Origin of the sequence: Streptomyces sp. R302, from assembly GCF_012927245.1 — a bacterium.
In the GTDB taxonomy this organism is placed as follows: domain Bacteria; phylum Actinomycetota; class Actinomycetes; order Streptomycetales; family Streptomycetaceae; genus Streptomyces.
The window spans coordinates 927,535-950,514 of record NZ_JABBGE010000001.1; the positions used below are offsets into that span (position 1 = coordinate 927,535).

The following is a 22,980-nucleotide window of genomic DNA, read 5'->3' on the forward strand; positions in this document are numbered from 1 at the left end:
CGACAGGAAGAAGGACGGCACCATGACGACGGTTCCCCTGCCGACGGACGAGACCCGCTGGCGCTGCACCCTGTGCGGCAATCTGACCCGCTTCGACGTGACGCGCTCGTCCAAGGTCGTCGAGTACGTCCATCTGGACCTCGCGGGGGAGCCCAAGGTCGAGGAGCGCGAGGTGCTCAGTGAGACCATCGAGTCGGTCCGCTGCCGCTGGTGCAACGCGGTGGACCAGATCGAGCTGGTGGACAAGCCGGGCGTCGAGTCCTGACGGACGGCGCCGACGACAGTAGGGGTGACGGATCGTGGAGCAGTCCGCGCACGGTGGCGAACCGGCCGGCGCGGCAGGTGACGCTGCCGAGACGCTCGACCATCCCCTGCCGGAGGGGGTAAGGCGGCGGGTGATCGCGCTGGTCGCGGACGCCTTCGGCGGCCTCACCGTCGCCGAGCTGCCCGCCCCCCTGCGCCAGTACGCCCGCTTCACCGCGAGCCGGCGCGCCAAGTTCGCCGGCAACGCCATGGCGGCCGCCCTGGAGGGCGACCCCCTCTTCCGGCAGCGGATCGGCGATCGGTTCAAGCAGTCCCAGCCGGAGCTGGCCGGGGCCGTCGAGGACGGCACCCCGCCCGCCGCCGCCGACCCCGTCGACGTGGCAGCGGCGGCGTACGTGCTCCGCCCGCCCGGCTGGGCCAAGCTGGTGGCCGCCGCCGGTGAGGAGGTCCAGCGCGCCGACGCCGAGCGGGCCGACGAGGCCGGCCGGCGCGAACTGGAGCGGCTCCGCGAGGAGCTGGCCGCCGCCCGCGAGCGGACCCGGGACGAGACCGAGCAGCTCCGGCACGACCTGGAGACCGCCCGCAAGGAAGCCGAATCGCTTCACCGCAAGCTGCGCAGCGCCCAGAGCGACGTCAAGCGCGGCGAGGCGGCGCTGCGGCGCGCCCAGAGCGAGATCGAGGCCGCCCGCTCCGAGTCGGCCGCCCAGGTCTCGGCCGCCGAGAGCGAGTCGCGGCGGCTCAAGGCCCGGCTCGGTGAGGTCGAGGCGGCCCTGGAGGCGAGCCGCCGGGCCGCCCGCGAGGGCCGCTCGGTGGAGGACATGCGGCTGCGGCTGCTCCTCGACACCGTCCTCGACGCGGCCCAGGGGCTGCGGCGCGAACTGGCCCTGCCGCCGGTGTCGGTGCACCCGGCGGACACCGTGGACGCGGTGGAGCCGGGGCGGATGTCCCCGAAGGACATCGCGGCCCGCGCCCTGTCGGAGACCGATCCGGCCCTGCTCGACCAGCTGTTGGAGCTGCCGCAGACCCATCTCGTCGTCGACGGCTACAACGTCACCAAGACCGGTTACCCGACGATGCCGCTGGAGAAGCAGCGGCTGCGGCTGCTCGGCGGGCTCTCCGCCCTCGCGGCCCGCTCGGGCGCCGAGGTCACCTGTGTCTTCGACGGGGCCGAGCTGGCCGCGCCGGTGCTCCTGGCGCCGCCGCGCGGGGTGCGGGTGCTGTTCTCCAAGCCCGGGGTCACGGCCGACGAGTTGATCCGCCAGCTGGTGCGGGCGGAACCGCCGGGCCGGCCGGTCGTCGTGGTCTCCACCGACCGCGAGGTGGCGGACGGCGTCGCGAAGGCCGGTGCGCGGCCGGTGGCGTCGGCTCTGCTCCTCAAGCGGCTTTCGCGCCTCTCGTAATGACTCGCCCGTCTCGCAACTCTTGGCCTCTATGCCCGATTTCTGGACGGCAGTCCGTCAAGTGCTGGTCACAGGCGGTGCGGTGCGCGTAAAAAGAGTGGTGCGTGGGCGAGATTTTTGCCAGCGGGATTTGAACTGATCACAACTTGGTCACTAGGGTCGAGCCTCGAACCTTCGCGCGGTTGATCACCCATCAGGGCGGTCCGTGGAGGAACCGCCTGCCCCTGACCGGCCGGGCGGCTCTGAGGAAGAAGGAGCTCGCCTTCGTGGCGTCCCACCGTCGACCCAAGCAGCCGAGCCGCACCCGCGTGACCGTGCTCACCGCGACCGCGGCCGCCGCCGTCGCTTTCTCCGCCCAGACCGGAGCCCAGGCGGCCCCCAAGCCGAAGATCGACGAGGTCAAGTCGAAGGTAGACAAGCTCTACCACGAGGCCGAGGAGGCCACGGAGCAGCACAGCCTGGCCGAGGAGCGCCGCGGCAAGCTGCAGAAGGAGATCGGCCAGATCCAGGACCGGGTGGCCCGTGGTCAGCAGGAGCTGAACACCCTCCGGGACCAGATCGGTTCGGTCGCCAGCGCCCAGTACCGCTCCGGCGGCATCGACCCGGCGATCCAGCTCTTCCTCTCCTCGAACCCGGACGACTACCTGGACAAGGCGTCCGCCATCGGCCGCGTCACCGACCAGCAGGCCGACGTCCTCGCCTCCATCCAGGACAAGCAGCGCACCCTCGCGCAGCAGCGCGCCGAGGCCACCGCCAAGCTCGGCGACCTCGAAGAGGTCCGCAAGACGCTCGGCGAGAAGAAGCGGAAGATCCAGAGCAAGCTCGCCGACGCCCGCACGCTCCTCAACACCCTCACCGCCGAGGAGCGCGCCCGCATCCAGCAGCAGGAGCGGGCCGAGGCCGAGCGCGCCTCCCGCGCCGCCGCCCCCCGCCTCGACCTCGGCAACGAGGCCCCGGCCAGCGGCCTCGGCGCCGCCGCCCTCTCCGCCGCCGCCACCCAGCTCGGCAAGCCGTACGTCTCCGGTGCCGAGGGCCCCAACGCGTACGACTGCTCCGGGCTGACCCAGTGGGCCTACCGCCAGGCCGGCGCCGGCCTCACCCGCACCACCTACACCCAGCAGAACGACGGCGTGAAGATCGGCCGCAGCCAGCTCAAGCCCGGCGACCTGGTCTTCTTCAACAGCCTGTCGCACGTCGGCCTGTACGCGGGCAACAACACGATCCTGCACGCCCCCAAGCCGGGCGCCGTGGTCCGCTACGAGTCCATGAACTACATGGGCACCTTCCAGTTCGGTGTCCGCATCGGCGGCTGACCCGCCCGGCCGTGCCGCCCGAACGGGTGGTTCGCGGCACTCCTCGCTGACCTGACGCCCCGCCGGTGACCTTGTGATCTCCGGCGGGGCGTCATTTTTCGTGCCCGGCACCTTCGTTGGACGGGGTCGAGGGAGCGGCTACTGTCTGCCGCGCCAGTCCCCACGAGCCGAACGGAGCGCCCGAGCCGTGGCCACCCACCGCCGACCCGCCCGGGTCACCGTCCTGACCGCCGCCGCCGCGGCCACCGCGGCGGCCTCCCTCGGCGCCGTCCCCGCGAGCGCCGACCCGGGCGCCGGCACCGAGGCCACCCGCGCCAAGGTCGACCGGCTCTACGAGGAGGCCGAGCGCGCCACCGAGAGCTACAACCGGGCCGACGAGAAGGCCGACGCCCTGCGCCGCAAGGTCGGACAGGCCCAGGACAGCCTCGCCCGCGGCCAGGAGCGCATCAACCGGATGCGGGGCGCGCTCGGCGCGCTCGCCGGCGCCCAGTACCGCTCCGGCGGCCTCGACCCCACCCTCGACCTGCTGCTCTCCTCCGACCCGGACAGCTACCTCGACCGGGCCTCCGTCCTCGACCGGGTCACCGCCCGGCAGACCGCCGCCCTCACCGAGCTCCGGCAGGAGCGCCACCGCCTCGCCCAGGAGCGCGCCGAGGGCCGGGCCGCCCTCGCCGAGCTGGAGCGCAGCCGCGCCGAGGTGGCCCGCCACAAGCGGTCCGTGGAGCACAAGCTCGCCGAGGCCCGCCGGATCCTCGCCGCCCTGACCGCCACCGAGCGCGCCGACTACGAGCGGGCCTCCCGCTCCGGTGGCCGGTCCGGCGGCCCCGGCGAGGAGCTCCCGCCGCCGGCCGACCTCGGCCCGGCCGACTCCCGGGCCGCCGCCGCGGTGCTCGCCGCCCGCAGTGCCGTCGGCAAGCCGTACGTCTGGGGCGCGACCGGCCCGACCGCCTTCGACTGCTCGGGGCTGATGGTCTGGTCGTACCGGCAGGCCGGCATCAGCCTGCCGCGCACCTCGGCCGCCCAGCGGAACGCGGGCCGGCAGGTGCCGCTCTCCCAGGCGCAGCCCGGCGACCTCGTCACGTACCGCGGCGACGCCAGCCACGTCGCCATCTACGCCGGGAACGGGCAGGTCATCCACGCCCCCTACCCGGGCGCCCGGGTCCGCTACGACCCGGTGAACATGATGTCGCACGTGACGGTGACCCGGCCCTGAGGCCGCCCGCCGCCCGGCTCCGGGAGGCGTGACCCCGTCCCCCTTCCGTACGATCTGAGGCGTGGTGGAACAGGGGTGCGGAGCGCGACGGCCGGGAGCCGTGCTGCTCGCCCTCCTCCTCGCCCTCGCCGCGCTCGTCGGCTGCTCCACCGCAGCCCGGCCCGCCGACCCGGCCCTCCGCGAGGTCCGGGCCCTGCTCGACCGGCATGCCGAGGCCCTCCTCGACCGGGACGAGACCGCCTGGCTGGCGGCCGTCGCCCCCTCGTACAAGTCGGCCGCCCGTACCGAGTTCCGCCGGCTCGCCGCCGTCCCGCTCTCCGGCTGGTCCTACCGCGTCTCCGGCGTCGACCGGACGGGCGAGGGCCGGCTCACCGCCCGCGTCGAGCGCGGCCACCGCGTCGAGGGGTACGACCCCGGGCCCCTCGCCGCCGACCGGCTCGTCGACCTCGCCGAGCGGGACGGCCGTTGGTACGTGACCGGGGAACGGCCCGCCGAGGGCGCCCCCGTGCGGCTCTGGGAGCAGGGCGAGGTCACCGCGGTGCGCGGCGCCCGCTCCCTCGTCCTCGGCGTCGGCCAGGACCGCGAGCGGCTCGCCGAGATCGCCCGGCTCGCCGACCGGGCGGTGCCCGCCGTCGACGCGGTCTGGAGCCCCGGGTGGGCCCGCCGGGTCCTGGTCCTCGTGCCCGCCTCGCTCGACGACATGGGCGGGCTGCTCGCGGTGGACGGCTCGCAGTACCGGGGGATAGCGGCCGTCACCACCGGCGAGACCGCCCGCAGGCCGGACGCGCCCGCGGACCGGGTGATCGTCAACCCGGAGGCGTACGGGGTGCTCGGCGACTTCGGCCGGGAGCTGATCCTCACCCATGAGACCGTCCACGTCGCCACCCGCGCCCGCACCTCGCCGGCCACCCCGGTCTGGCTCTCCGAGGGCTTCGCCGACTGGGTCGCCTACCGGGGCACCGACCGCACCCCCGCCCAGGCCGCCCCCGAGCTGCACCGGGCCGTGCGGGCCGGAGACGTGCCCGCGGCCCTCCCCGAGGACCCCGACTTCGGTTTCGGGGGCGACGGCGAGGCCCTGGCCCGCGCCTACGAGAGCGGCTGGCTCGCCTGCGCGATGATCGCCGACCGCCGGGGCGAGGACCGCCTCACGGCCTTCTACCGGGAGGTGGGCGCCCACCCGGGGAGGGAGGGCGCGGTGGAGAACGCCCTGCACGAGGTCCTGGACACGACGCCGGAACGATTCACCGCGGAGTGGCGGGCGTATCTGCGGGAGCGGCTCGGCTGAGCGGCGACCGCGCCGGCCCGGCTCAGGCCGAGCCGGTCAGGACCTTCTCGCGCTCCGGCTGACCCTCCGGGACCGGGATGACCGTGCCGGCCTCGGTGACCGTGTGCTTCCACAGGATCCGGCAGGCCGTCAGGGTCGCCGCGATCAGCAGGCCGTTGCGCAGGAACAGCACGCCGATGCCCAGCCAGTCGCTCTGGGTCACGTGCGAGAACCAGACCGGGAACTCGAACTGGGTCACCGCCGTCGCCCACAGGATCAGGTACGCCGGCGTCCGCATCCGGCTGGAGCGGTACACCAGGCAGACCGCCGCCAGGCCGACCAGCCAGAGCATGTACTGGGGGGAGATCACCCGGCTCGTCGCGGTGAAGAGCAGCACCGCGACGAAGGCCGCGTCCGCGACCGTCGAGGAGGTGAAGCGGCGCGCCTTCAACCGCCACAGCAGCAGCCAGCCGAAGGCGGCCGCCGTCAGCGCCATCGCGCCCTTCGACACCCAGGACACGTACGGGCCGAGGAACTCGATCGAGCCGTAGTTCATCCGCGCCTCGCCGTCCCAGCCGAAGTGCCGGGCCACGTGGAAGACCATCGCGCCCAGCGACTCGACCTCCGTGCCCCGCTCGCTCTGGGACGAGAGGAAGGCGAGGCCGCCCGGCATCCAGAGCACGCACAGCGCCAGCACAGCCGCGCCCGCGCCGGCCGCCATCGGCCAGGAGCGCCAGGTCGCCCGGCCCTTCGGGGTGCCCGCGAGGATCAGCGCCGGCCACACCTTGAGGACCGCGCCGAACCCGGCGAGCGCGCCCAGGACCCGCGGGCTGCGGATCGCGGCGAGCAGCCCCGCCACGGCCACGGCGGTGACCATGATGTCGTAGCGGGCGTACGCGGTCGGGCCCATCAGCGGCACCGCCGCCAGCCACAGCCACGCGCCCCGCATCGACCGGCCCGGCCGCCCGCCCGTGTACACGAGCAGCCCGAAGACGGCGGCGTCGCAGAGGAGGGCCAGCACGAAGAAGGCGGCCGCGTAGTCCAGGAACGGCAGCAGGGCGGGGGAGAGGATCGCGAGGGCCGCCGCCGGCGGGTACTGCCAGGTGACGTCGTCCTGCGGGTACGTGCCGGTCTTCAGGACCTCGTACCAGCTCTGGTAGATCTGCTCCACGTCACTGGTGACGTCGGGGCCGGGCACCACCACGATCTTGAAGACGCAGATCAGCAGGATGATCCTGGTGAGGGCCCACAGGCCCAGCGGAAGGCGTAGTTCCCGCAGCCGCCCGGCCGTGCGCGAGCCGATCTCCACTGCGCCCGTCATACCTGTCCTGTTCCTGTCCTGTCGGTCCGCTCGCGCGGAGAGGGGTGGTGCCGGGCGTGGGGTGCGATCGCGGGCCATCACGTACTGTCTGTCACGATGCACAAGACCCTGATCGTAACCAACGACTTCCCGCCGCGTCCCGGCGGAATCCAGGCGTTCCTGCACAACATGGCGTTGCGACTGGACCCCGACCGGCTCGTGGTCTACGCCTCCACCTGGAAGCGCGGCCGCGAAGGTGCGGAGGCCACCGCTCTGTTCGACGCGGAACAGCCTTTCACGGTTGTCCGGGACCGCACCACCATGCTGTTGCCCACACCACGTGTGACCGCCCGGGCCACCGCGCTGCTGCGCGAGCACGGCTGCGAGTCGGTCTGGTTCGGCGCCGCCGCCCCCCTCGGCCTGATGGCGCCCGCGCTGCGCAGGGCCGGCGCGAAGCGGCTGGTCGCGACCACCCACGGGCACGAGGCCGGCTGGGCCCAGCTGCCCGCCGCCCGGCAGCTGCTGCGGCGGATCGGCGAGGGCACGGACACGATCACCTACCTCGGCGAGTACACCCGCTCCCGCATCGCGTCCGCGCTCACCCCGGCAGCCGCGGACCGCATGGTGCAGCTGCCGCCCGGCGTCGACGAGAAGACCTTCCACCCCGGCTCCGGCGGCGACGAGGTCCGGGCCCGCCTCGGCCTCAGCGACCGGCCCGTCGTGGTCTGCGTCTCCCGGCTCGTCCCGCGCAAGGGCCAGGACACCCTGATCCGCGCCCTGCCCCGGATCCTGCGGCAGGTGCCCGACGCCGTCCTGCTGATCGTCGGCGGCGGCCCGTACGAGAAGGACCTGCGCCGGCTCGCCGCCGAGACCGGCGTCGCCGCCTCCGTCCGCTTCACCGGCGCCGTGCCCTGGTCGGAGCTGCCCGCCCACTACGGCGCCGGCGACGTCTTCGCCATGCCCTGCCGCACCCGCCGCGGCGGCCTCGACGTCGAGGGGCTCGGCATCGTCTACCTGGAGGCCTCCGCGACCGGTCTGCCGGTCGTCGCCGGCGACTCCGGCGGCGCCCCCGACGCCGTCCTCGACGGCGAGACCGGCTGGGTCGTCCGCGGCGAGTCCGCCGAGGACACCGCCGACCGCGTCACCGCCCTCCTCCTCGACCCGGAGCTCCGCGCCCGCATGGGCGAGCGGGGCCGCGCCTGGGTGGAGGAGAAGTGGCGCTGGGACCTGCTGGCGGAACGGCTCAGGGAGCTGCTGTAGCCGTAGGACACGGGAAGGGGCCCGGCGCCATCGGCGCCGGGCCCCTTCCCGTGTCTCACTTGGTGTAGAGCGCCTCGATCTCGTCCGCGAAGTCCTTCGCCACCACGTTCCGCTTCAGCTTCAGCGACGGGGTGATGTGGCCCGCCTCCTCGGTGAACTGGGTGGCCAGGACGCGGAACTTGCGGACCGACTCCGCCTTGGAGACCGCGGCGTTGCCGTCGTCGACGGCCCGCTGGACCTCGGCGAGCAGGTCCGGGTCGTCGCGGAGGGCGGCGGCGGTGACGCCGGCCGGCTTGCCGTGCTCGCTCGCCCAGCGGCCCAGGAACTCCTCGTCGAGGGTGACCAGGGCGCCGACGAACGGGCGGCCGTCGCCGACCACCATGCACTCCGCGACCAGGGCGTGGGCGCGGATCCGGTCCTCGATGACCGCCGGGGCGACGTTCTTGCCGCCCGCCGTCACCAGGATCTCCTTCTTGCGGCCGGTGATCGTGAGGTAGCCGTCCTCGTCGAGGGTGCCGATGTCACCGGTGTGGAACCAGCCGTCCGTCAGCGCCTCGGCCGTCGCCGCCTCGTTGTTCCAGTACCCGGAGAAGACCTGCTCGCCGTGGAGCAGCACCTCGCCGTCGTCGGCGATCCGCACCACCGAGCCCGGCAGCGGCTGGCCGACCGTGCCGATCTTCGGGCGGTCCCACGGGTTGAAGGCGGTGGCCGCGCAGGACTCCGTCAGGCCGTAGCCCTCCAGGACGGTGAAGCCGATGCCGCGGAAGAAGTGACCGAGCCGCTCGCCCAGCGGCGCGCCGCCGGAGATCGCGGACTCGCCGCGCCCACCGAGCACCGCCCGCAGCTTCGAGAAGACCAGCTTGTCGAAGAGCTTGTGCTTGAGGCGCAGGCCCAGCGACGGGCCCTGCGGGGTGGCGAGGGCGCGGCTGTAGGCGATGGCCGTGTGCGCGGCCTTGTCGAAGATCTTGCCCTTGCCGTCGGCCTGCGCCTTGGCCCGCGCCGAGTTGTAGACCTTCTCGAAGACGCGCGGCACGCCGAGGATCAGCGTCGGGCGGAAGGACGCCAGCTCGTCCGTGAGGGTCTTGATGTCCGGGAGACAGCCCAGGCGGATCGGGGCCATCACCGAGGCCACCTCGATCAGCCGGCCGAAGACGTGCGCGGCCGGCAGGAAGAGCAGCACAGAGGACTCGCCGGTGCGGAAGAGCGGCTTCAGGCGCTCCACCACGTTGCCGCACTCGGCGAAGAACGCCCGGTGGGTCAGCACGCAGCCCTTGGGGCGGCCCGTGGTGCCCGAGGTGTAGACGATGGTCGCCGGGTCGTCCGCGTTCGCCGCCGACATCCGGGCGTCCAGGGTCTCGTCCGAGACCTCCGCGCCGGCCGCCGTCAGCGCCGCGACCGCGCCGTCCTCGATCTGCCACAGGCCCGTCAGCGCCGGCAGCTCGCCGCGTACGGACTCCACCGACGCCTGGTGCGCGGCGGACTCCACGATCGCGACCGAGGCGCCCGAGTCGCCGAGGATCCACTGGATCTGCTCCGGCGAGCTGGTCTCGTACACCGGCACGGTCACCGCGCCCGCGCTCCAGATCGCGAAGTCGAGCAGCACCCACTCGTAGCGGGTGCGGGAGAGCAGCGCGACGCGGTCGCCCACGCCGACCCCGGCGGCGATGAGGCCCTTGGCGGCCCCGCGGACCTCGGCGAGGAACTCCTTCGCGGACACGTCCGTCCACCCGCCGTCGGGGGCCTTGCGGGCCATCACGGCGACGTCTGGGTGCTGGGAGGCGTTGCGGCGGATGAGATCCGTCAGGTTGCCGTCCGAAGGGACCTCGTACAGGGCCGGAAGGCTGAACTCGCGCAAGACTGCTGCTCCTCATCGGGCTCCGGTGCCACGGCTCTGTGTGCTTGCACCGGTGCGGTCCATGATCGGGCAGGTGCTCGGTGGGGGCGAGCACGACTGTGGACTGCCCGGACGTTACCCACCAGTACGTGGTTCCCGATAGGGGGTTCCGGCCAGATGTTCTCTGCGTCACACCGGTGTGACGGCCCTCCGCGCACAGTAATCCACGGCTTTCAGGACTCCCAAGTAACCGCAGGTCCGACGCCCTAAGGTGGGTCCCATGCGAGTCCACGTGGTCAGCGACGTGCACGGCAACACCGACGCCCTCGCCCGGGCGGGGGACGGTGCCGACGCCCTCATATGCCTCGGCGACCTGGTCCTCTTCCTCGACTACGCCGACCACAGCCGGGGCATCTTCCCCGACCTCTTCGGCGTGGCCAACGCCGACCGGCTCGTCGAACTGCGCACCGCCCGCCGCTTCGACGAGGCCCGCGACCTGGGCCGCAGCCTCTGGGCCGGGCTCGACATCGACCGCGACACCGCCATCGAGGCCGCCGTCCGCCGCCAGTACGCCGAACTCTTCGCCGCCTTCCCCACCCCCACGTACGCCACCTACGGCAACGTCGACATCCCCACCCTCTGGTCCGAGTACGCCGGCCCCGGCACCACCGTCCTCGACGGCCGGCGCGTCGAGCTCGGCGGCCTGACCTTCGGCTTCGTGGGCGGCGGCCTGCGCACCCCGATGCGCACCCCCTACGAGATCTCCGACGAGGAGTACGCCGCCAAGGTCGAGGCCCTCGGCGAGGTCGACGCCCTCTGCTCCCACATCCCGCCCGAGGTCCCCGACCTCACCTACGACACCGTCGCCCGCCGCTTCGAGCGCGGCAGCCGCGCCCTCCTCGACGCCATCCGCCGCACCCGGCCCCGCTACGCCCTCTTCGGCCACGTCCACCAGCCGCTCGCCCGCCGGATGCGCATCGGCGCCACCGAGTGCGTGAACGTCGGGCACTTCGCCGCGACCGGCCGCCCCTTCGCCCTGGAGTGGTGACGGGGCCGGCGCGGGGGCGCGATAGCCTTCCCCCGGCACGTGTCCGTGCCCCTTGACTTCCGCCGGACCGCACAGTGGAGGAGCCACCGCGATGGCCGAACACACCAGCTCGAGCATCACCATCGAGGCGGCGCCGGCCGACGTCATGGGTGTGATCGCCGACTTCGCCCGCTACCCCGACTGGACCGGCGAGGTCACCCAGGCCGAGGTCCTCTCCACCGACGAGGCCGGCCGCGCCGAGAAGGTCCGGCTCGTCCTCGACGCCGGCGCGATCAAGGACGACCACACCCTCGCCTACACCTGGACCGGCTCCCACGAGGTGAGCTGGACCCTGGTGAAGTCCCAGATGCTCCGCTCCCTCGACGGCTCCTACCGCCTCACCCCGCTCGCCGGCGACCGCACCGAGGTCACCTACCAGCTGACCGTCGACGTCAAGATCCCCATGCTCGGCATGATCAAGCGGAAGGCCGAGAAGGTCATCATCGACCGGGCCCTCGCGGGCCTGAAGAAGCGCGTCGAGTCGAAGGGCTGAGCGGAGGCCGGATCTCGGATCCAATATCCCGGATGTCAGATCCCGGATCCGGGACGTTGGATCCAACATCTCGGATCCAACATCTCGGATCCAACGTCTTGGATCCGGCATCTCGGATCCCGGACCCCGACCTGTGGCGTGCGCCCGCCGTCCGAGGCGCCCGCGGCGGCGCGATAGCGTCACCCGTATGCGGATCATCCTCGTCACCGGAACCGGCGGCGCCGGGCGGAGTACGGTCGCCGTCGCGACCGCGCTCGCCGAGGCCCACGCCGGGCGCCGGGTGCTGCTCGTCCCCGGCGACACGGACCCCGGGCCGGTCGGGGAGGGCGCGGGGCCCGGGACGCTCACCGTGCTGCGGACCGACCCCGCCGGGGACTTCCGGCGCGAGTTCCTCGCCCTGCAGGCCCGCTCCGGGACCGTGCTCGACCTGCTCGGGGCCACGCCGTTCGAGGAGGCCGAGCTCACCGAACTGCCGGGCAGCCGCCAGTTCGCCCTGCTCAGGGCGCTGCGCGAGGCCGCCGCGGGCGACCACGACGTCGCCGTCGTCGACCTGCCGCCGCTGCGCGAGGCGCTGACCGTCCTCGCCCTCCCCGAACAGCTCCGCCGCTACCTCCGCCGGCTCCTGCCGCCCGAGCGCCAGGCCGCCCGCGCGCTGCGCCCGATGCTCGCCCAGCTCGCCGGCGTCCCCATGCCCGCCCAGTGGCTGTACGAGACCACCGCCCGCTGGGAGCGGGAACTCGCCGCCGTCCAGGCGGTCGTCGAAGCCCCCGGCACCACCGTCCGGCTCGTCCTCGAACCGGGACCGGCCGCCACCGCCACCCTCCGCGAGGCCCGCCTCGGCCTCGCCCTGCACGGCCTCGCCCTCGACGCGGTCATCGCCAACCGGCTCCTCCCCGCCGCCTCCGACGACCCCTGGCTCGCCGCCCTCACCGCCGAGCAGCACCGCCGGCTCGCCGCCCTCCGCGCCGACGCCGGCGAGCTCCTGCACGAGCTGCCGCACCTCGGCCGCGAACCGCGCGGCCCCGAGGACCTCGCCCTGCTCGCCGCCGTGCGCCCCGGCCCGCCGCCGACCCCCGCGCCCGCCCCGGCCGTCGAGGACCGGCGCGACGAGGACGGCGTCCTCGTCTGGCACCTGCCGCTGCCCGGCGCCGTCAAGCAGGACCTCTCCCTCGTCCGCAGGGGCGACGAACTCCTCCTCGGCGCGGGCCCCTACCGCCGCACCCTGCCGCTCCCGGCCGCCCTGCGCCGCTGCACCGTCACCGGCGCGGGACTCGTCGACGGCGACCTCGCGATCCGCTTCGCCCCCGACCCCGGGCTGTGGCCCGAGCCCTCCTGACCGCCGCCCCCGGGCGTGTACCGTCGAAGGAAGGGAAGCGACGGAGGAGTACGCCATGAGCAGCGATCCGGACGCCTGGGCCGACGCGTGTGCCGAGGACCTGGAGGCGGAGAAGGCCCGCCACCGCGCGCGGCACGGGGAGGAACCCGGCTCGCCCGCCGAGGAGTTCCGCAAGCTCTTCGAGGCCGTCGCCGAGAAGCTCACCGGCGGACTCGGCGCCGCCGCCCCGCTCTTCGGCGGACAGGCCGCGGGGGCCGCCGCCCAGGCGGCCGAGACCGTCAAGGGCCTCGTCAACCAGGCGAAGGCCGCCGTCGAGCCGGTCATCGAGCGCAACCCGCAGGTCTTCGACCACCTCGCCGCCGCCGGCAGCGAACTCCTCGCCGCCTACCGCTCGGCCGTCGAGAGCCACGAGACCCGCTGGACCCGCGGCCCCGGCCCCGGCTCCGGCCCCGGATCCGGCCCCGACCTCGACGAGGACGACCCCCGCCGCACGCCCGAGGGCGAGGACGGGGACGACCGCAAGGACGGCGGAGAGGGCCCGGCCACCGGCCGCCCCATCGACCTGGACTGATCAGTACGGCGCCTCCCCTCGGGTACGGTGTGCCCTAGCGGGGCTCGACCGAAAACTGAGGGACACATGGGACTCACCATCGGCGTCGACATCGGCGGCACGAAGATCGCGGCCGGCGTGGTCGACGAGGAGGGCAGCATCCTCGACACCCACACGGTGCCCACCCCGCCGACCTCCGAAGGCATCGTCGACGCCATCTGCGCCGCCGTCTCCGAGGCCGGCAAAGGTCACCCGATCGAGGCCGTCGGCATCGGCGCGGCCGGTTACGTCGACGACAAGCGGGCCACCGTCCTCTTCGCCCCGAACATCGACTGGCGCCACGAGCCGCTGAAGGACAAGGTCGAACAGCGCGTCGGCCTCCCCGTCGTGGTGGAGAACGACGCCAACGCGGCGGCCTGGGGCGAGTACCGCTTCGGCGCCGGCCAGGGCCACGAGGACGTCATCTGCATCACCCTCGGCACCGGCCTCGGCGGCGGCATCATCATCGGCAACAAGCTGCGCCGCGGACGCTTCGGCGTCGCCGCCGAGTTCGGCCACATCCGGGTCGTCCCGGACGGCCTGCTCTGCGGCTGCGGCAGCCAGGGCTGCTGGGAGCAGTACGCCTCCGGCCGCGCCCTCGTCCGCTACGCCCGGCAGCGCGCCGCCGCCACCCCCGAGAACGCGAAGGTCCTGCTCTCGCTCGGCGACGGCACCCCCGAGGGAATCCAGGGCAAGCACGTCAGCGAGGCCGCCCGCGCCGGCGACCTCGTCGCCGTCGACTCCTTCCGCGAGCTGGCCCGCTGGGCCGGCGCCGGTCTCGCCGACCTCGCCTCGCTCTTCGACCCGTCCGCGTTCATCGTCGGCGGCGGCGTCTCCGACGAGGGCGAGCTCGTGCTCGACCCGATCCGGAAGTCCTTCCGGCGCTGGCTGATCGGCGGCAGCTACCGCCCGCACGCGCAGGTCCTCGCCGCGCAGCTCGGCAACAAGGCCGGCCTCGTCGGCGCCGCGGACCTGGCCCGCCAGGGCTGAGCCCGCCGCCTCCGCACGGGTCGATGCCCGCCGCGCCCTCTGGGGCGGGGCGGGCATCCGGCCTATGTTGGCGCCATGGCCCTCGACGCGACCGGCGCGCTGCCCGCCTCCCGTACCGAGCCGGACGGCTCCGCCGTGGTCCGGATCCTCAGCTACAATATCCGCTCGATGCGCGACGACGAGGACGCCCTCGCCCGGGTGATCCGGGCCTGCGCGCCCGACGTCGTCCTCGTCCAGGAGGCGCCGCGCTTCTTCCGCTGGCGCAAGCACGCGGCCCGGCTCGCCGCCAAGAGCGGACTGGTCGTCCTCTCCGGCGGGGCGACCGCCGCGGGACCGCTGCTGCTCTGCTCGCTGCGCGCCACCGTGGAACGGACCGAGGACGTGCTGCTGCCGCTCACCCCCGGCCTGCACCGCCGCGGCCTCGCCACCGCCGTCGTCCGCTTCGGCGCCGCCCGGCTCGGCCTCGTCAGCTGCCACCTGAGCCTGCGGAAGGACGAGCGGTACGCCCAGGCCGGACTGGTCCTCGACCGGGTCGCCGCCCTGGGCACCCCGTACACGATCGTCGCCGGCGACCTCAACGAACGCCCCGGCGGCCCGGCCTTCACCCGCCTCACGGGGACGCTCCGCGACGGCTGGGAGGCGGCCCCGCGAGGCACCGGACCCACCCACCCCGCCGCGCACCCGCACCAGCGCATCGACGCGATCCTCGCCACGGACGGCGTCGAGTTCCTCGGCTGCGGCGTCCCGCCCCACCTGGACCCCGCCGACCTGACCGCCGCCACCGATCACCTTCCGGTGCTGGCGGCGGTCAGGCTCACGGCGGAGGCCTGACCGGCGTGCGGGCGCCCGTCCGACCGGGGGCCGTTCAGACCACCGCGCCGCGGCCCGGGTCGTCGTAGCCGTCGTCGTCCTCGTCGTCGCCCTTCATCCGGGCCACCAGGGTCACGAAGCCGCCCAGGAAGCCGCCGACGCACAGGGTGGTGAGCCACCAGGTCATGTCCCAGCGGAAGAGAACCGCGAGGAGCATCAGGACCGGGCCGCCGACCACCGCGAGCCAGGCGAACTTGGTGGTGGCGTCGGCCTCGGGGAGCGGCGGCGGCTCCGGCGGCACGAAGTGGCCCTCGTCCGAGCTCCCGGGGCGGCCCGGCTCGGGCTCGGGCTCGGCCAGGCTGTAGTCGCGCGGCCCGCCGCTCGGGCGCACCCCGGGCGCGAAGGTGATCGAACTGCCGAGGGCCGGCTTTCCGTCGCCGGGGCCTTCACCGGGGCCTTCACCGGGGCCGTCCCCGGTGTCGCCGCCGTCGTCCTCCGGCTCCACCGCGGGCGGCTCCCGCCGGGTCTTGTCCGGCTTCGGCACGTCCGCGCCCGCGGCCGAGGCCTCGCGGGCCTCGCGGGCGTCGAGCTCCTCCGGCTCCGGGAGCCGCAGGTTCTCGATCGGCCGGAAGGGCCGGGTCCCCGGCGGGTCCGCGGGCTCCTCGCCGTACCCGGCGACGATCGCGGCCCACGCCGCCTCCTCGTCGATGGGCTGCGGCTCCCGCTCGCCACCGTCCTGCTGGTCAGCCACCGCTCCTGCTCCCCTTCCCGCCCACGAGTCCCGGGGCGAGACGCTCGACGAACGCCAGACTCTCCTCGAAGATCCTCTCCGCGTCATGGTCCAACGTCGCGACGTGGTAACTCTGTTCCAGCAGGATCTCTGTCACGTCGGTGGAGGAGACCCGGCCGAGGATCCGGGCCGAGTCGGCCGGCGGCACCACGTGGTCCTGCGGGCTGTGCAGCAGCAGGAGCGGCTGCGTGACCTGCGGCAGCTCGCCGTCGACCAGCCGGAAGAACTGGCGCAGCGAGTACGCCGCGTGCAGCGGCACCCGGGTGTAGCCGATCTCGGCCACGCCCTCCTTCGCGATGTCGCTGGCGATGCCCTTCGTCGTGGGCACGAGGTGCCGCACCACCGGAAGGGCGTGCGCGGCGAGGCCGTGCACCTTGTTGCCGGGGTTGACGAGCACGAGCCCGCGAACCGCGTCGCCGTGCTTCGCGGCCAGCCGCAGGGTCAGCGCCCCGCCCATGGAGAGGCCGAAGACGAAGACGGTGGAGCAGCGGGCAGTCAGCTCGCGCAGCGCCCGGTCCACCTCCGCGTACCAGTCGTGCCAGGTGGTGAGCTGCATGTCCTGCCAGCGCGTGCCGTGTCCGGGCAGCAGCGGCACGGACACCGTCAGGCCGCGGTCCGCGAGGTACTCGGCCCACGGGCGCATCGACTGCGGGGAACCGGTGAATCCGTGACAGAGAAGGACGCCGACCTCTCCGCCCTCATGGCGGTACGGCTCGGCTCCGGGAAGGACCGGCACCGGGGTCTCCTGTTCGGTCTGCGGCTCCGGTGCGCCGGGGCGCCGGAACCGGTGCGGAGATGGGGGAAGGGACCTTCACGGTACGCGACCGGACCGACACCGACCAGGGCCGCAGCCGGGGCGGCCGGTCGGCACGGGATAAAGTCGTCACGACGGCACACGGAAGGCATGGCGAGTTGATCTACGGCGCAATGAAGTTCTCCATCGGAGGCTCCCTGAAGCTGGCCTTCCGGCCCTGGGTGGAGGGCTTGGAGAACATTCCCGCCGAGGGCCCCGCGATCCTCGCCAGCAACCACCTGTCCTTCTCGGACTCCTTCTTCCTGCCGGCCGTCCTGGACCGCAAGGTCACCTTCATCGCGAAGGCGGAGTACTTCACCACGCCCGGTGTGAAGGGCCGGCTGACCGCCGCCTTCTTCAAGGGCGTCGGCCAGCTCCCGGTGGACCGCTCGGGCGCCCGCGGCGCCGGCGAGGCCGCCATCAAGGCGGGCATCGAGGTCATCGAGGGCGGTGGCCTCTTCGGCATCTACCCCGAGGGCACCCGCTCGCCCGACGGCCGGCTCTACCGCGGCAAGCCCGGCGGCCTGGCCCGGGTGGCGCTGGCCACCGGCGCCCCGGTGATCCCGGTCGCCATGATCGACACCGAGAAGATCCAGCCGCCCGGCAAGGTCGTCCCGAAGCTGATGCGCCCCGGGATCCGGATCGGCGAGCCGCTGGACTTCTCCCGCTACCACGGCATGGACGGCGACCGCTTCATCCTCCGCTCGGTGACCGACGAGGTCATGTACGAGATCATGAAGCTCTCCGGGCAGGAGTACGTCGACATCTACGCGACGGCCGCCAAGCGGCAGATCGCCGAGGCGGAGAAGGCCGCCAAGGAGGCCGTGAAGGCGGAGATCGCCGCACGGGAAGAGTCCGGCGCCTGACCCTCCCGTCGGGGAGCGTCTGCGGGGGGTGGGGGGAGATGGCCAAGCGCGAGCGTGTCGTGCGCATGTCGGTGGAGCAGCCGCTGTGGCGCGCGCTGACCGGCTACCGGGTCCTGACGATGGTCTACGCGGCGCTGATCTTCGTCACCGGCCGGGACCGCTACGAGCGGCCCTGGATCGCCGTCGCCTACCTCGCGGTGCTCTGCGTCTGGACCCTCGCCACCCTCCCCAAGGTGGCGAACGCGGCCAGCTGCACCAAGCGCTTCCTCGTCGCCGACCTCACCGTCGCCCTCACCGGCATCCTCCTCACCCCGCTCGCCGACGCGGACGCCCAGTCCATGGACGGCCCCACGCTGCCGACGATATGGACGGCCGGCTCGGTCCTCGCCTACGCCATCAAGGGCGGCTGGCGCTGGGCCGGTCTCGCCTCCTCCCTCGTCGCCGTCGCCAACATCATCGAGCGGGCCCACCCCAGCCGGGACACCGTCCACAACGTGATCCTGGTCTGGGTGGCCTCCATCGCCATCGGATACGTCGTCGAGGTCGCCCGCGCCTCCGAGCGCACCCTCGCCCGCGCCCTGGAGATCGAGGCCGCCACCCGGGAGCGCGAGCGGCTCGCCCGCGACATCCACGACAGCGTCCTCCAGGTCCTCGCCATGGTGCAGCGGCGCGGCACCGCGATCGGCGGGGAGGCCGCCGAGCTGGGCCGGATGGCCGGCGAGCAGGAGGTCGCGCTGCGGACCCTGGTGGCCGGCGGTCTCACCCGTACCAGCCACGTCTCCGAGGACGAGTCCGAGGGGGCGGTCGTCCGGGTCGTCGAGGTCGACGACGAACCCGCCGACGACACCCCGGTCGACCTGCGCACCCTGCTCGCCCCGCGGGCCGGCGCCCTGGTCACCCTCTCCGACCCCGGGGTCCCGGTGCCGCTGCCCGCCGCGGCCGCCCGCGAACTGGCCGCCGCCGTCGGCGCCGCCCTGGACAATGTGCGGGTGCACGCGGGCGCGGACGCGCGCGCGTGGATCCTGGTCGAGGACTGGGACGACGAGGTCATCGTCACCGTCAGGGACGACGGCCCCGGCATCCCGGAGGGCCGGCTCGCCCAGGCGGAGGGCGAGGGCCGGATGGGCGTCGCGCTCTCCATCCGGGGGCGTCTGCGCGACCTGGGCGGCACGGCCGAGCTGATCTCGGTCCCCGGCCAGGGCACCGAAGTGGAACTGAAGGTCCCGCGACCCGCGCGGGGCGCACGGGGGAAGGCAGGAGAGAAGTGATCGAGGCGCAGAGCCCGTCGGACACCGCCGAGCAGGACCGGATCATCAAGGTGATGGTCGTCGACGACCACCCCATGTGGCGGGACGCGGTCGCCCGCGACCTGGCCGAGGCGGGCTTCGACGTGGTCGCCACCGCCGGCGACGGCGAGCAGGCCGTCCGCCGCGCCCCGGCCGTCGCCCCCGACGTCCTCGTCCTGGACCTGAACCTGCCGGCCAAGCCGGGCGTCCAGGTCTGCAAGGAGCTCGTCGGCACCCTGTCCGGCCTGCGGGTCCTGGTCCTCTCGGCGAGCGGCGAGCACGCCGACGTCCTGGAGGCCGTGAAGTCCGGCGCCACCGGCTACCTGCTGAAGTCGGCCAGCACCGCGGAGCTCATCGACGCGGTCCGGCGCACCGCCGTCGGCGACCCCGTCTTCACCCCGGGCCTCGCCGGCCTGGTCCTCGGCGAGTACCGCCGCCTCGCCTCCGAGCCCGCGCCGGCCGCGGGCGCCGGGGAGCCCGAGGCGCCGCGCCTCACCGACCGCGAGACCGAGGTCCTCCGGCTCGTCGCCAAGGGCCTCAGCTACAAGCAGATCGCCGAGCGGCTCGTCATCTCGCACCGCACCGTGCAGAACCACGTCCAGAACACCCTCGGCAAGCTCCAGCTGCACAACCGCGTCGAGCTGGTCCGGTACGCGATCGAGCGCGGTCTCGACGAGGGCTGATCGGCCGCGTGGCCGAGCGGGGCGCCGGACCCGGCCGTATATTCGGGCGCGTACGAGGCCTTTCGGCGGGAGGACTGTCGTGGAGATCCTGGCATTCGGCGTGCAGGCGGACGAGAAGCCGCTGATCGAGAAGGCCTTCGCGGGCCACCACGACGTCCGCTGCCTCGACGTCTTCCTCACCGAGGACACCGCCCCCATCGCGGCCGGCTACGAGGTCATCTCCACCAGCGTCAACGCGATCCTCGACCACCGGGTCCTGCAGACCCTGGCGGCCGGCGGCACCCAGATGATCGCCCAGCGCTCCACCGGCTTCAACAACATCGACCTGGAGGTCGCCGAGCGCCTCGGCCTCACCGTCGCCCGGGTCTCGCACTACTCGCCGTACTCCGTCGCCGAGTTCGCCTGGACCCTCGCCATGGCCGTCAACCGGCGGATCGTCCGCGCCTCCAACCGCACCCGCGACTTCGACTTCCGCCTCGACGGGCTGATGGGCCGCGACATGCGGGGCCGTACCGCCGGCGTCCTCGGCACCGGCAGGATCGGCGAGGCCTTCGCCCGGATCGCCGACGGATTCGGCATGCGGCTCCTCGGCTGGGACGTCGCCGAGAACCCCGTCTGCGTCGCACTCGGCATGGAGTACGTCGACAAGGACCGGCTCCTCGCCGAGGCCGACCTCGTCAGCCTCCACGTGCCGCTGCTGCCCGCCACCCACCACCTCATCGACGCCGCCGCCCTCTCCTCCATGAAGGACGACGCGATCCTGGTCAACTCCAGCCGCGGCGGCCTCGTCGACACCGACGCCCTCGTCGCCGAGCTCCGCGCCGGCCGCTTCACCGGCGTCGGCCTCGACGTCTACGAGGCCGAGGCCGGCCTCTTCTTCCTCGACAAGTCCCTCGCGGGCGTCGAGGACGACACCCTCGCCCGCCTCGTCACCTTCCCCAACGTGGTGGTGACGAGCCACCAGGCGTACTACACCGTCGACGCGGTCGGCCAGATCATCGACACCACGGTCCGGAACGTCCTCGACTACACCCGCGGAGAGCGCGGCGAGAACGTCCTGGTCCCGCGGGTCGTCTAGGCCGTGTCTTCCGGATCATGCCGGGCTCGCGGCGTCCGGCACCGCGCCTCGCGGCGTTGTCGTCGGTCGCCGACGTCCCCCGGCTACCGCTGGGAGGTGCCCCCACCGCATGGACTCCCTCCTCCGCCTTGCGACGCACGGCACCGGACGCCGCGAGCCGATCCGGCCTGATCCGAAAGACACGGCCCAGGGCCGGACAGGCCCTAGACCAGCACCCCGGCCAGCAGCGAGGCCGTCACCGCCGCGCCCTCCAGGGTCAGCACCGACTCCGGGTGGAACTGCACGCCGGCGAAGCCCGGCCCGCGCAGGGCGTGCACCTCGCCCGACTCCGCGTCCCGGCTCACCTCGATCCGGTGCAGCGCCAGCTCCGTCGCCTCCCGCTCGTCGCAGCGCGCCGTGAAGCTGTTGTAGAAGCCGACCGTCCGCTCCTGCCCGAAGAGGCCGATCCGCACCTGCGCGCCCTGGAACGGGACCCGCTTGCGCACGATGTCCAGGCCCAGCTCCGCCGCGATCAGCTCGTGCCCCAGGCACACGCCGAGGAGGCCGTGCCGGTGGCCGCGCAGCAGCTCGGCGGTGAGCCCGCGCAGGAAGCGCATCTTCGGGTCGGCCGCGTCCATCGGATCGCCGGGCCCCGGCCCGAGGACCACCGGGCCCTCGTGGGCGAGCGCCAGCTCCCGCAGCCCCGGCTCGTCGTACCGCAGCACCGACACCTCCAGGCCCGAGGAGCGCAGCAGGTGCGCCAGCATCGCGGTGAAGGTGTCCTCCGCGTCGACCACCAGCGCGTGGCCGCTCAGCTCCGCGGACCGCGTCTGCATCCGCAGCCAGAACGGCGCCAGGTCCGCCCGCCGGGCGTCCAGCGCGGCCCGCACCCGCGGATCGTCCGCCAGCCGCGGCCGGGCGGGGGAGACCTCCGCGGGCCGCCCCTCCCGCACCCCGAGCGCCGCCAGGACCGCCGCCGCCTTCGCGTGGGTCTCCGCGACCTCGCCCGCCGGGTCCGAGTGCCGCACCAGGGTCGCCCCCACGGGCACCCGCAGCCGCCCGTCGGCCGCGATGTCGGCGGTACGGATCAGGATGGGCGAGTCCAGCGTCTGCGCCCCGTTCGCGTCCGTGCCGAGCAGCGCGAGCGCCCCCGCGTAGTAGCCGCGCCCGCCGGCCTCGTGACGCTCGATCACCCGGCAGGCGTTCTGCACCGGGGAGCCCGTCACGGTCGCCGCGAACATCGTCTCCCGCAGCACCTCCCGCACGTCCAGCGAGGACCGGCCGCGGAGCTCGTACTCGGTGTGCGCGAGGTGCGCCATCTCCTTCAGCCGGGGCCCGATCACCACCCCGCCCATGTCCCCGACCGTGCACATCATCTTCAGCTCCTCGTCGACCACCATGGAGAGCTCCTCGGTCTCCTTGCGGTCGGCGAGGAAGGAGAGCAGCCCCTCGGCGGTCGGCGCGCCCCCGTCCGGGTACCGGTACGTGCCGCTGATCGGGTTCATGACCACGGTCCCGCCCGCCATCCGCACGTGCACCTCGGGGCTGGCCCCGACCAGGCACCGCTCCCCGGTGTGCACGACGAAGGTCCAGTACGCGCCCCGCTCGCCCGCGAGGAGCCGCCGGAAGAGCGCCAGCGCGTCGGCCCGCCCGAAGCCCTCGATCTCCCCGGTGTACGTCCGCCGGATGACGAAGTTCGCGCCCTCGCCGCCCCCGATCTCCTCCTCGATCACCCGCCGCACGATGTCCGCGTACTCCTCGTCGGAGACGTCGAAGCCCCCGCCGGAGACGTCGACCCGGTGCGCGGGCAGCGCGTCGAGCACGGCGTCGAGCGGCAGCTCGTACGCCTCCTCGGCGACGAGCACCGACAGCGGCGTCCCGTCGTCCCGCACGTCGAACCCGCGCTCCCGGATCTGCCGGAACGGCACCAGCGCGAGCGCAGGACGCTCGCACACCGGAAGGTCGGCCAGCCGCTCGGCCTCGTGGACGGCGCCGATCAGCACCTCGACGGTGTCGTGGTCACGGCCCGGGGTGCGGCGGCGCAGCAGGGCGAACGGCGGGGCGGAGTCGGAGAGGAGTCGGGAGAGGTCGACGTCCATGGCAGCGGGTTCCTTCCGGTCGGAGTACGGAGAGCGGAGAGGAACGGCCTCGCGGGAACGAGAAAGGCCGCCCCTCGGGCGGCCTTCGCGTGGATTTCGGATACGCGCAGTCAGTGGGCCGCCGGAGGGACGGTCCACCACCAGTTCTGGTGCGAAGGCGCGTACATGCGAGCACTGTAACCCAGGCGGACACGGGAACGGGGCCCGTTCCACACCCCGGAAGGCGCGGAACGGGCCCCGTTCGACGGAGACG

General features: G+C 73.8%; 21 protein-coding genes. 16 read left to right on the top strand and 5 right to left on the bottom strand.

All coding sequences use genetic code 11. The features are described 5' to 3' along the window. The first annotated feature begins 22 nt into the window (after positions 1 to 22). The 5 genes from HHL19_RS04275 (at position 23) to HHL19_RS04295 (ending at position 5,475) form a co-directional block, all read left to right on the top strand. Entirely contained in the window at positions 23 to 265 is a 243-nt protein-coding gene (locus HHL19_RS04275) for a hypothetical protein (RefSeq protein WP_031006997.1), read from the top strand. Between the two features lie 34 nt (positions 266 to 299). Continuing rightward, positions 300 to 1,664 (top strand): NYN domain-containing protein, encoded by a 1,365-nt coding sequence (locus tag HHL19_RS04280; protein WP_169085609.1) that lies wholly within the window; start codon positions 300 to 302, stop codon positions 1,662 to 1,664. Positions 1,665 to 1,930: 266 nt separating this feature from the next. After that, complete coding sequence (locus HHL19_RS04285) at positions 1,931 to 2,977, top strand: C40 family peptidase (RefSeq protein ID WP_169085611.1); 1,047 nt, start codon at positions 1,931 to 1,933, stop codon at positions 2,975 to 2,977. Between the two features lie 187 nt (positions 2,978 to 3,164). Further along, entirely contained in the window at positions 3,165 to 4,190 is a 1,026-nt protein-coding gene (locus HHL19_RS04290; protein WP_169085613.1) for a C40 family peptidase, read from the top strand. Between the two features lie 61 nt (positions 4,191 to 4,251). Further along, complete coding sequence (locus tag HHL19_RS04295; protein WP_169085615.1) at positions 4,252 to 5,475, top strand: hypothetical protein; 1,224 nt, start codon at positions 4,252 to 4,254, stop codon at positions 5,473 to 5,475. Positions 5,476 to 5,497: 22 nt separating this feature from the next. Here the strand turns inward: HHL19_RS04295 and HHL19_RS04300 are convergent, their stop codons facing one another. Further along, the gene (locus tag HHL19_RS04300; RefSeq protein WP_169085616.1) at positions 5,498 to 6,775 is read right to left on the bottom strand and encodes a glycosyltransferase family 87 protein; all 1,278 of its coding nucleotides are present in this window, start codon (positions 6,773 to 6,775) and stop codon (positions 5,498 to 5,500) included. 96 nt (positions 6,776 to 6,871) lie between these two features. Between HHL19_RS04300 and HHL19_RS04305 the strand changes: the two genes are divergently transcribed. Further along, positions 6,872 to 8,014: a glycosyltransferase family 4 protein gene (locus HHL19_RS04305; RefSeq protein WP_169085618.1), complete on the top strand. Its 1,143-nt coding sequence runs from the start codon at positions 6,872 to 6,874 to the stop codon at positions 8,012 to 8,014. A 55-nt stretch (positions 8,015 to 8,069) separates the two neighbouring features. Here HHL19_RS04305 and HHL19_RS04310 read toward each other — a convergent pair whose 3' ends face one another. Then, the gene (locus tag HHL19_RS04310) at positions 8,070 to 9,869 is read right to left on the bottom strand and encodes an AMP-dependent synthetase/ligase (protein ID WP_169085620.1); all 1,800 of its coding nucleotides are present in this window, start codon (positions 9,867 to 9,869) and stop codon (positions 8,070 to 8,072) included. Between the two features lie 259 nt (positions 9,870 to 10,128). On the opposite strand from HHL19_RS04310, the gene HHL19_RS04315 reads away from it, so the two are divergent. The 6 genes from HHL19_RS04315 to HHL19_RS04340 all read left to right on the top strand — a co-directional run bounded on the left by HHL19_RS04315 (position 10,129) and on the right by HHL19_RS04340 (position 15,174). Continuing rightward, positions 10,129 to 10,896 carry a metallophosphoesterase gene (locus tag HHL19_RS04315; RefSeq protein ID WP_169085622.1) on the top strand — a complete coding sequence of 256 codons (768 nt, stop codon included), beginning with the start codon at positions 10,129 to 10,131 and terminating at the stop codon, positions 10,894 to 10,896. Between the two features lie 91 nt (positions 10,897 to 10,987). After that, positions 10,988 to 11,428 (top strand): SRPBCC family protein, encoded by a 441-nt coding sequence (locus HHL19_RS04320; RefSeq protein ID WP_169085625.1) that lies wholly within the window; start codon positions 10,988 to 10,990, stop codon positions 11,426 to 11,428. A gap of 187 nt (positions 11,429 to 11,615) precedes the next feature. Continuing rightward, positions 11,616 to 12,764 carry an ArsA family ATPase gene (locus HHL19_RS04325; RefSeq protein ID WP_169085627.1) on the top strand — a complete coding sequence of 383 codons (1,149 nt, stop codon included), beginning with the start codon at positions 11,616 to 11,618 and terminating at the stop codon, positions 12,762 to 12,764. 55 nt (positions 12,765 to 12,819) lie between these two features. Next, positions 12,820 to 13,335 (top strand): DUF5304 domain-containing protein, encoded by a 516-nt coding sequence (locus tag HHL19_RS04330; protein WP_169085628.1) that lies wholly within the window; start codon positions 12,820 to 12,822, stop codon positions 13,333 to 13,335. A 66-nt stretch (positions 13,336 to 13,401) separates the two neighbouring features. Beyond that, positions 13,402 to 14,343 (top strand): ROK family glucokinase, encoded by a 942-nt coding sequence (locus HHL19_RS04335; RefSeq protein WP_169085630.1) that lies wholly within the window; start codon positions 13,402 to 13,404, stop codon positions 14,341 to 14,343. 75 nt (positions 14,344 to 14,418) lie between these two features. Continuing rightward, positions 14,419 to 15,174: an endonuclease/exonuclease/phosphatase family protein gene (locus tag HHL19_RS04340; protein WP_169085632.1), complete on the top strand. Its 756-nt coding sequence runs from the start codon at positions 14,419 to 14,421 to the stop codon at positions 15,172 to 15,174. A 34-nt stretch (positions 15,175 to 15,208) separates the two neighbouring features. On the opposite strand, the gene HHL19_RS04345 is transcribed toward HHL19_RS04340, so the two are convergent. Both HHL19_RS04345 and HHL19_RS04350 read right to left on the bottom strand, forming a co-directional pair. Continuing rightward, on the bottom strand, positions 15,209 to 15,904 hold the full coding sequence (locus tag HHL19_RS04345; RefSeq protein WP_169085633.1) for a hypothetical protein: 696 nt from the start codon (positions 15,902 to 15,904) through the stop codon (positions 15,209 to 15,211). Next, entirely contained in the window at positions 15,897 to 16,679 is a 783-nt protein-coding gene (locus HHL19_RS04350) for an alpha/beta fold hydrolase (RefSeq protein ID WP_169085635.1), read from the bottom strand. The genes HHL19_RS04345 and HHL19_RS04350 overlap by 8 nt, the downstream gene beginning before the upstream one ends. A gap of 176 nt (positions 16,680 to 16,855) precedes the next feature. Here HHL19_RS04350 and HHL19_RS04355 point away from each other — a divergent pair, with 176 nt between their 5' ends. From HHL19_RS04355 to HHL19_RS04370, 4 genes are all read left to right on the top strand, one after another. Then, a complete protein-coding gene (locus HHL19_RS04355) occupies positions 16,856 to 17,602 on the top strand; it encodes a lysophospholipid acyltransferase family protein (protein WP_240981389.1) in 747 nt (248 codons plus the stop codon). Positions 17,603 to 17,640: 38 nt separating this feature from the next. Then, positions 17,641 to 18,870 carry a DUF5931 domain-containing protein gene (locus tag HHL19_RS04360; RefSeq protein WP_169085637.1) on the top strand — a complete coding sequence of 410 codons (1,230 nt, stop codon included), beginning with the start codon at positions 17,641 to 17,643 and terminating at the stop codon, positions 18,868 to 18,870. A gap of 53 nt (positions 18,871 to 18,923) precedes the next feature. Next, positions 18,924 to 19,571 carry a response regulator transcription factor gene (locus HHL19_RS04365; RefSeq protein ID WP_169086305.1) on the top strand — a complete coding sequence of 216 codons (648 nt, stop codon included), beginning with the start codon at positions 18,924 to 18,926 and terminating at the stop codon, positions 19,569 to 19,571. Between the two features lie 79 nt (positions 19,572 to 19,650). Continuing rightward, on the top strand, positions 19,651 to 20,649 hold the full coding sequence (locus HHL19_RS04370; RefSeq protein ID WP_169085639.1) for a 2-hydroxyacid dehydrogenase: 999 nt from the start codon (positions 19,651 to 19,653) through the stop codon (positions 20,647 to 20,649). Between the two features lie 203 nt (positions 20,650 to 20,852). On the opposite strand, the gene HHL19_RS04375 is transcribed toward HHL19_RS04370, so the two are convergent. Continuing rightward, positions 20,853 to 22,727: an anthranilate synthase family protein gene (locus HHL19_RS04375; protein ID WP_169085641.1), complete on the bottom strand. Its 1,875-nt coding sequence runs from the start codon at positions 22,725 to 22,727 to the stop codon at positions 20,853 to 20,855. Positions 22,728 to 22,980: the final 253 nt, after the last annotated feature.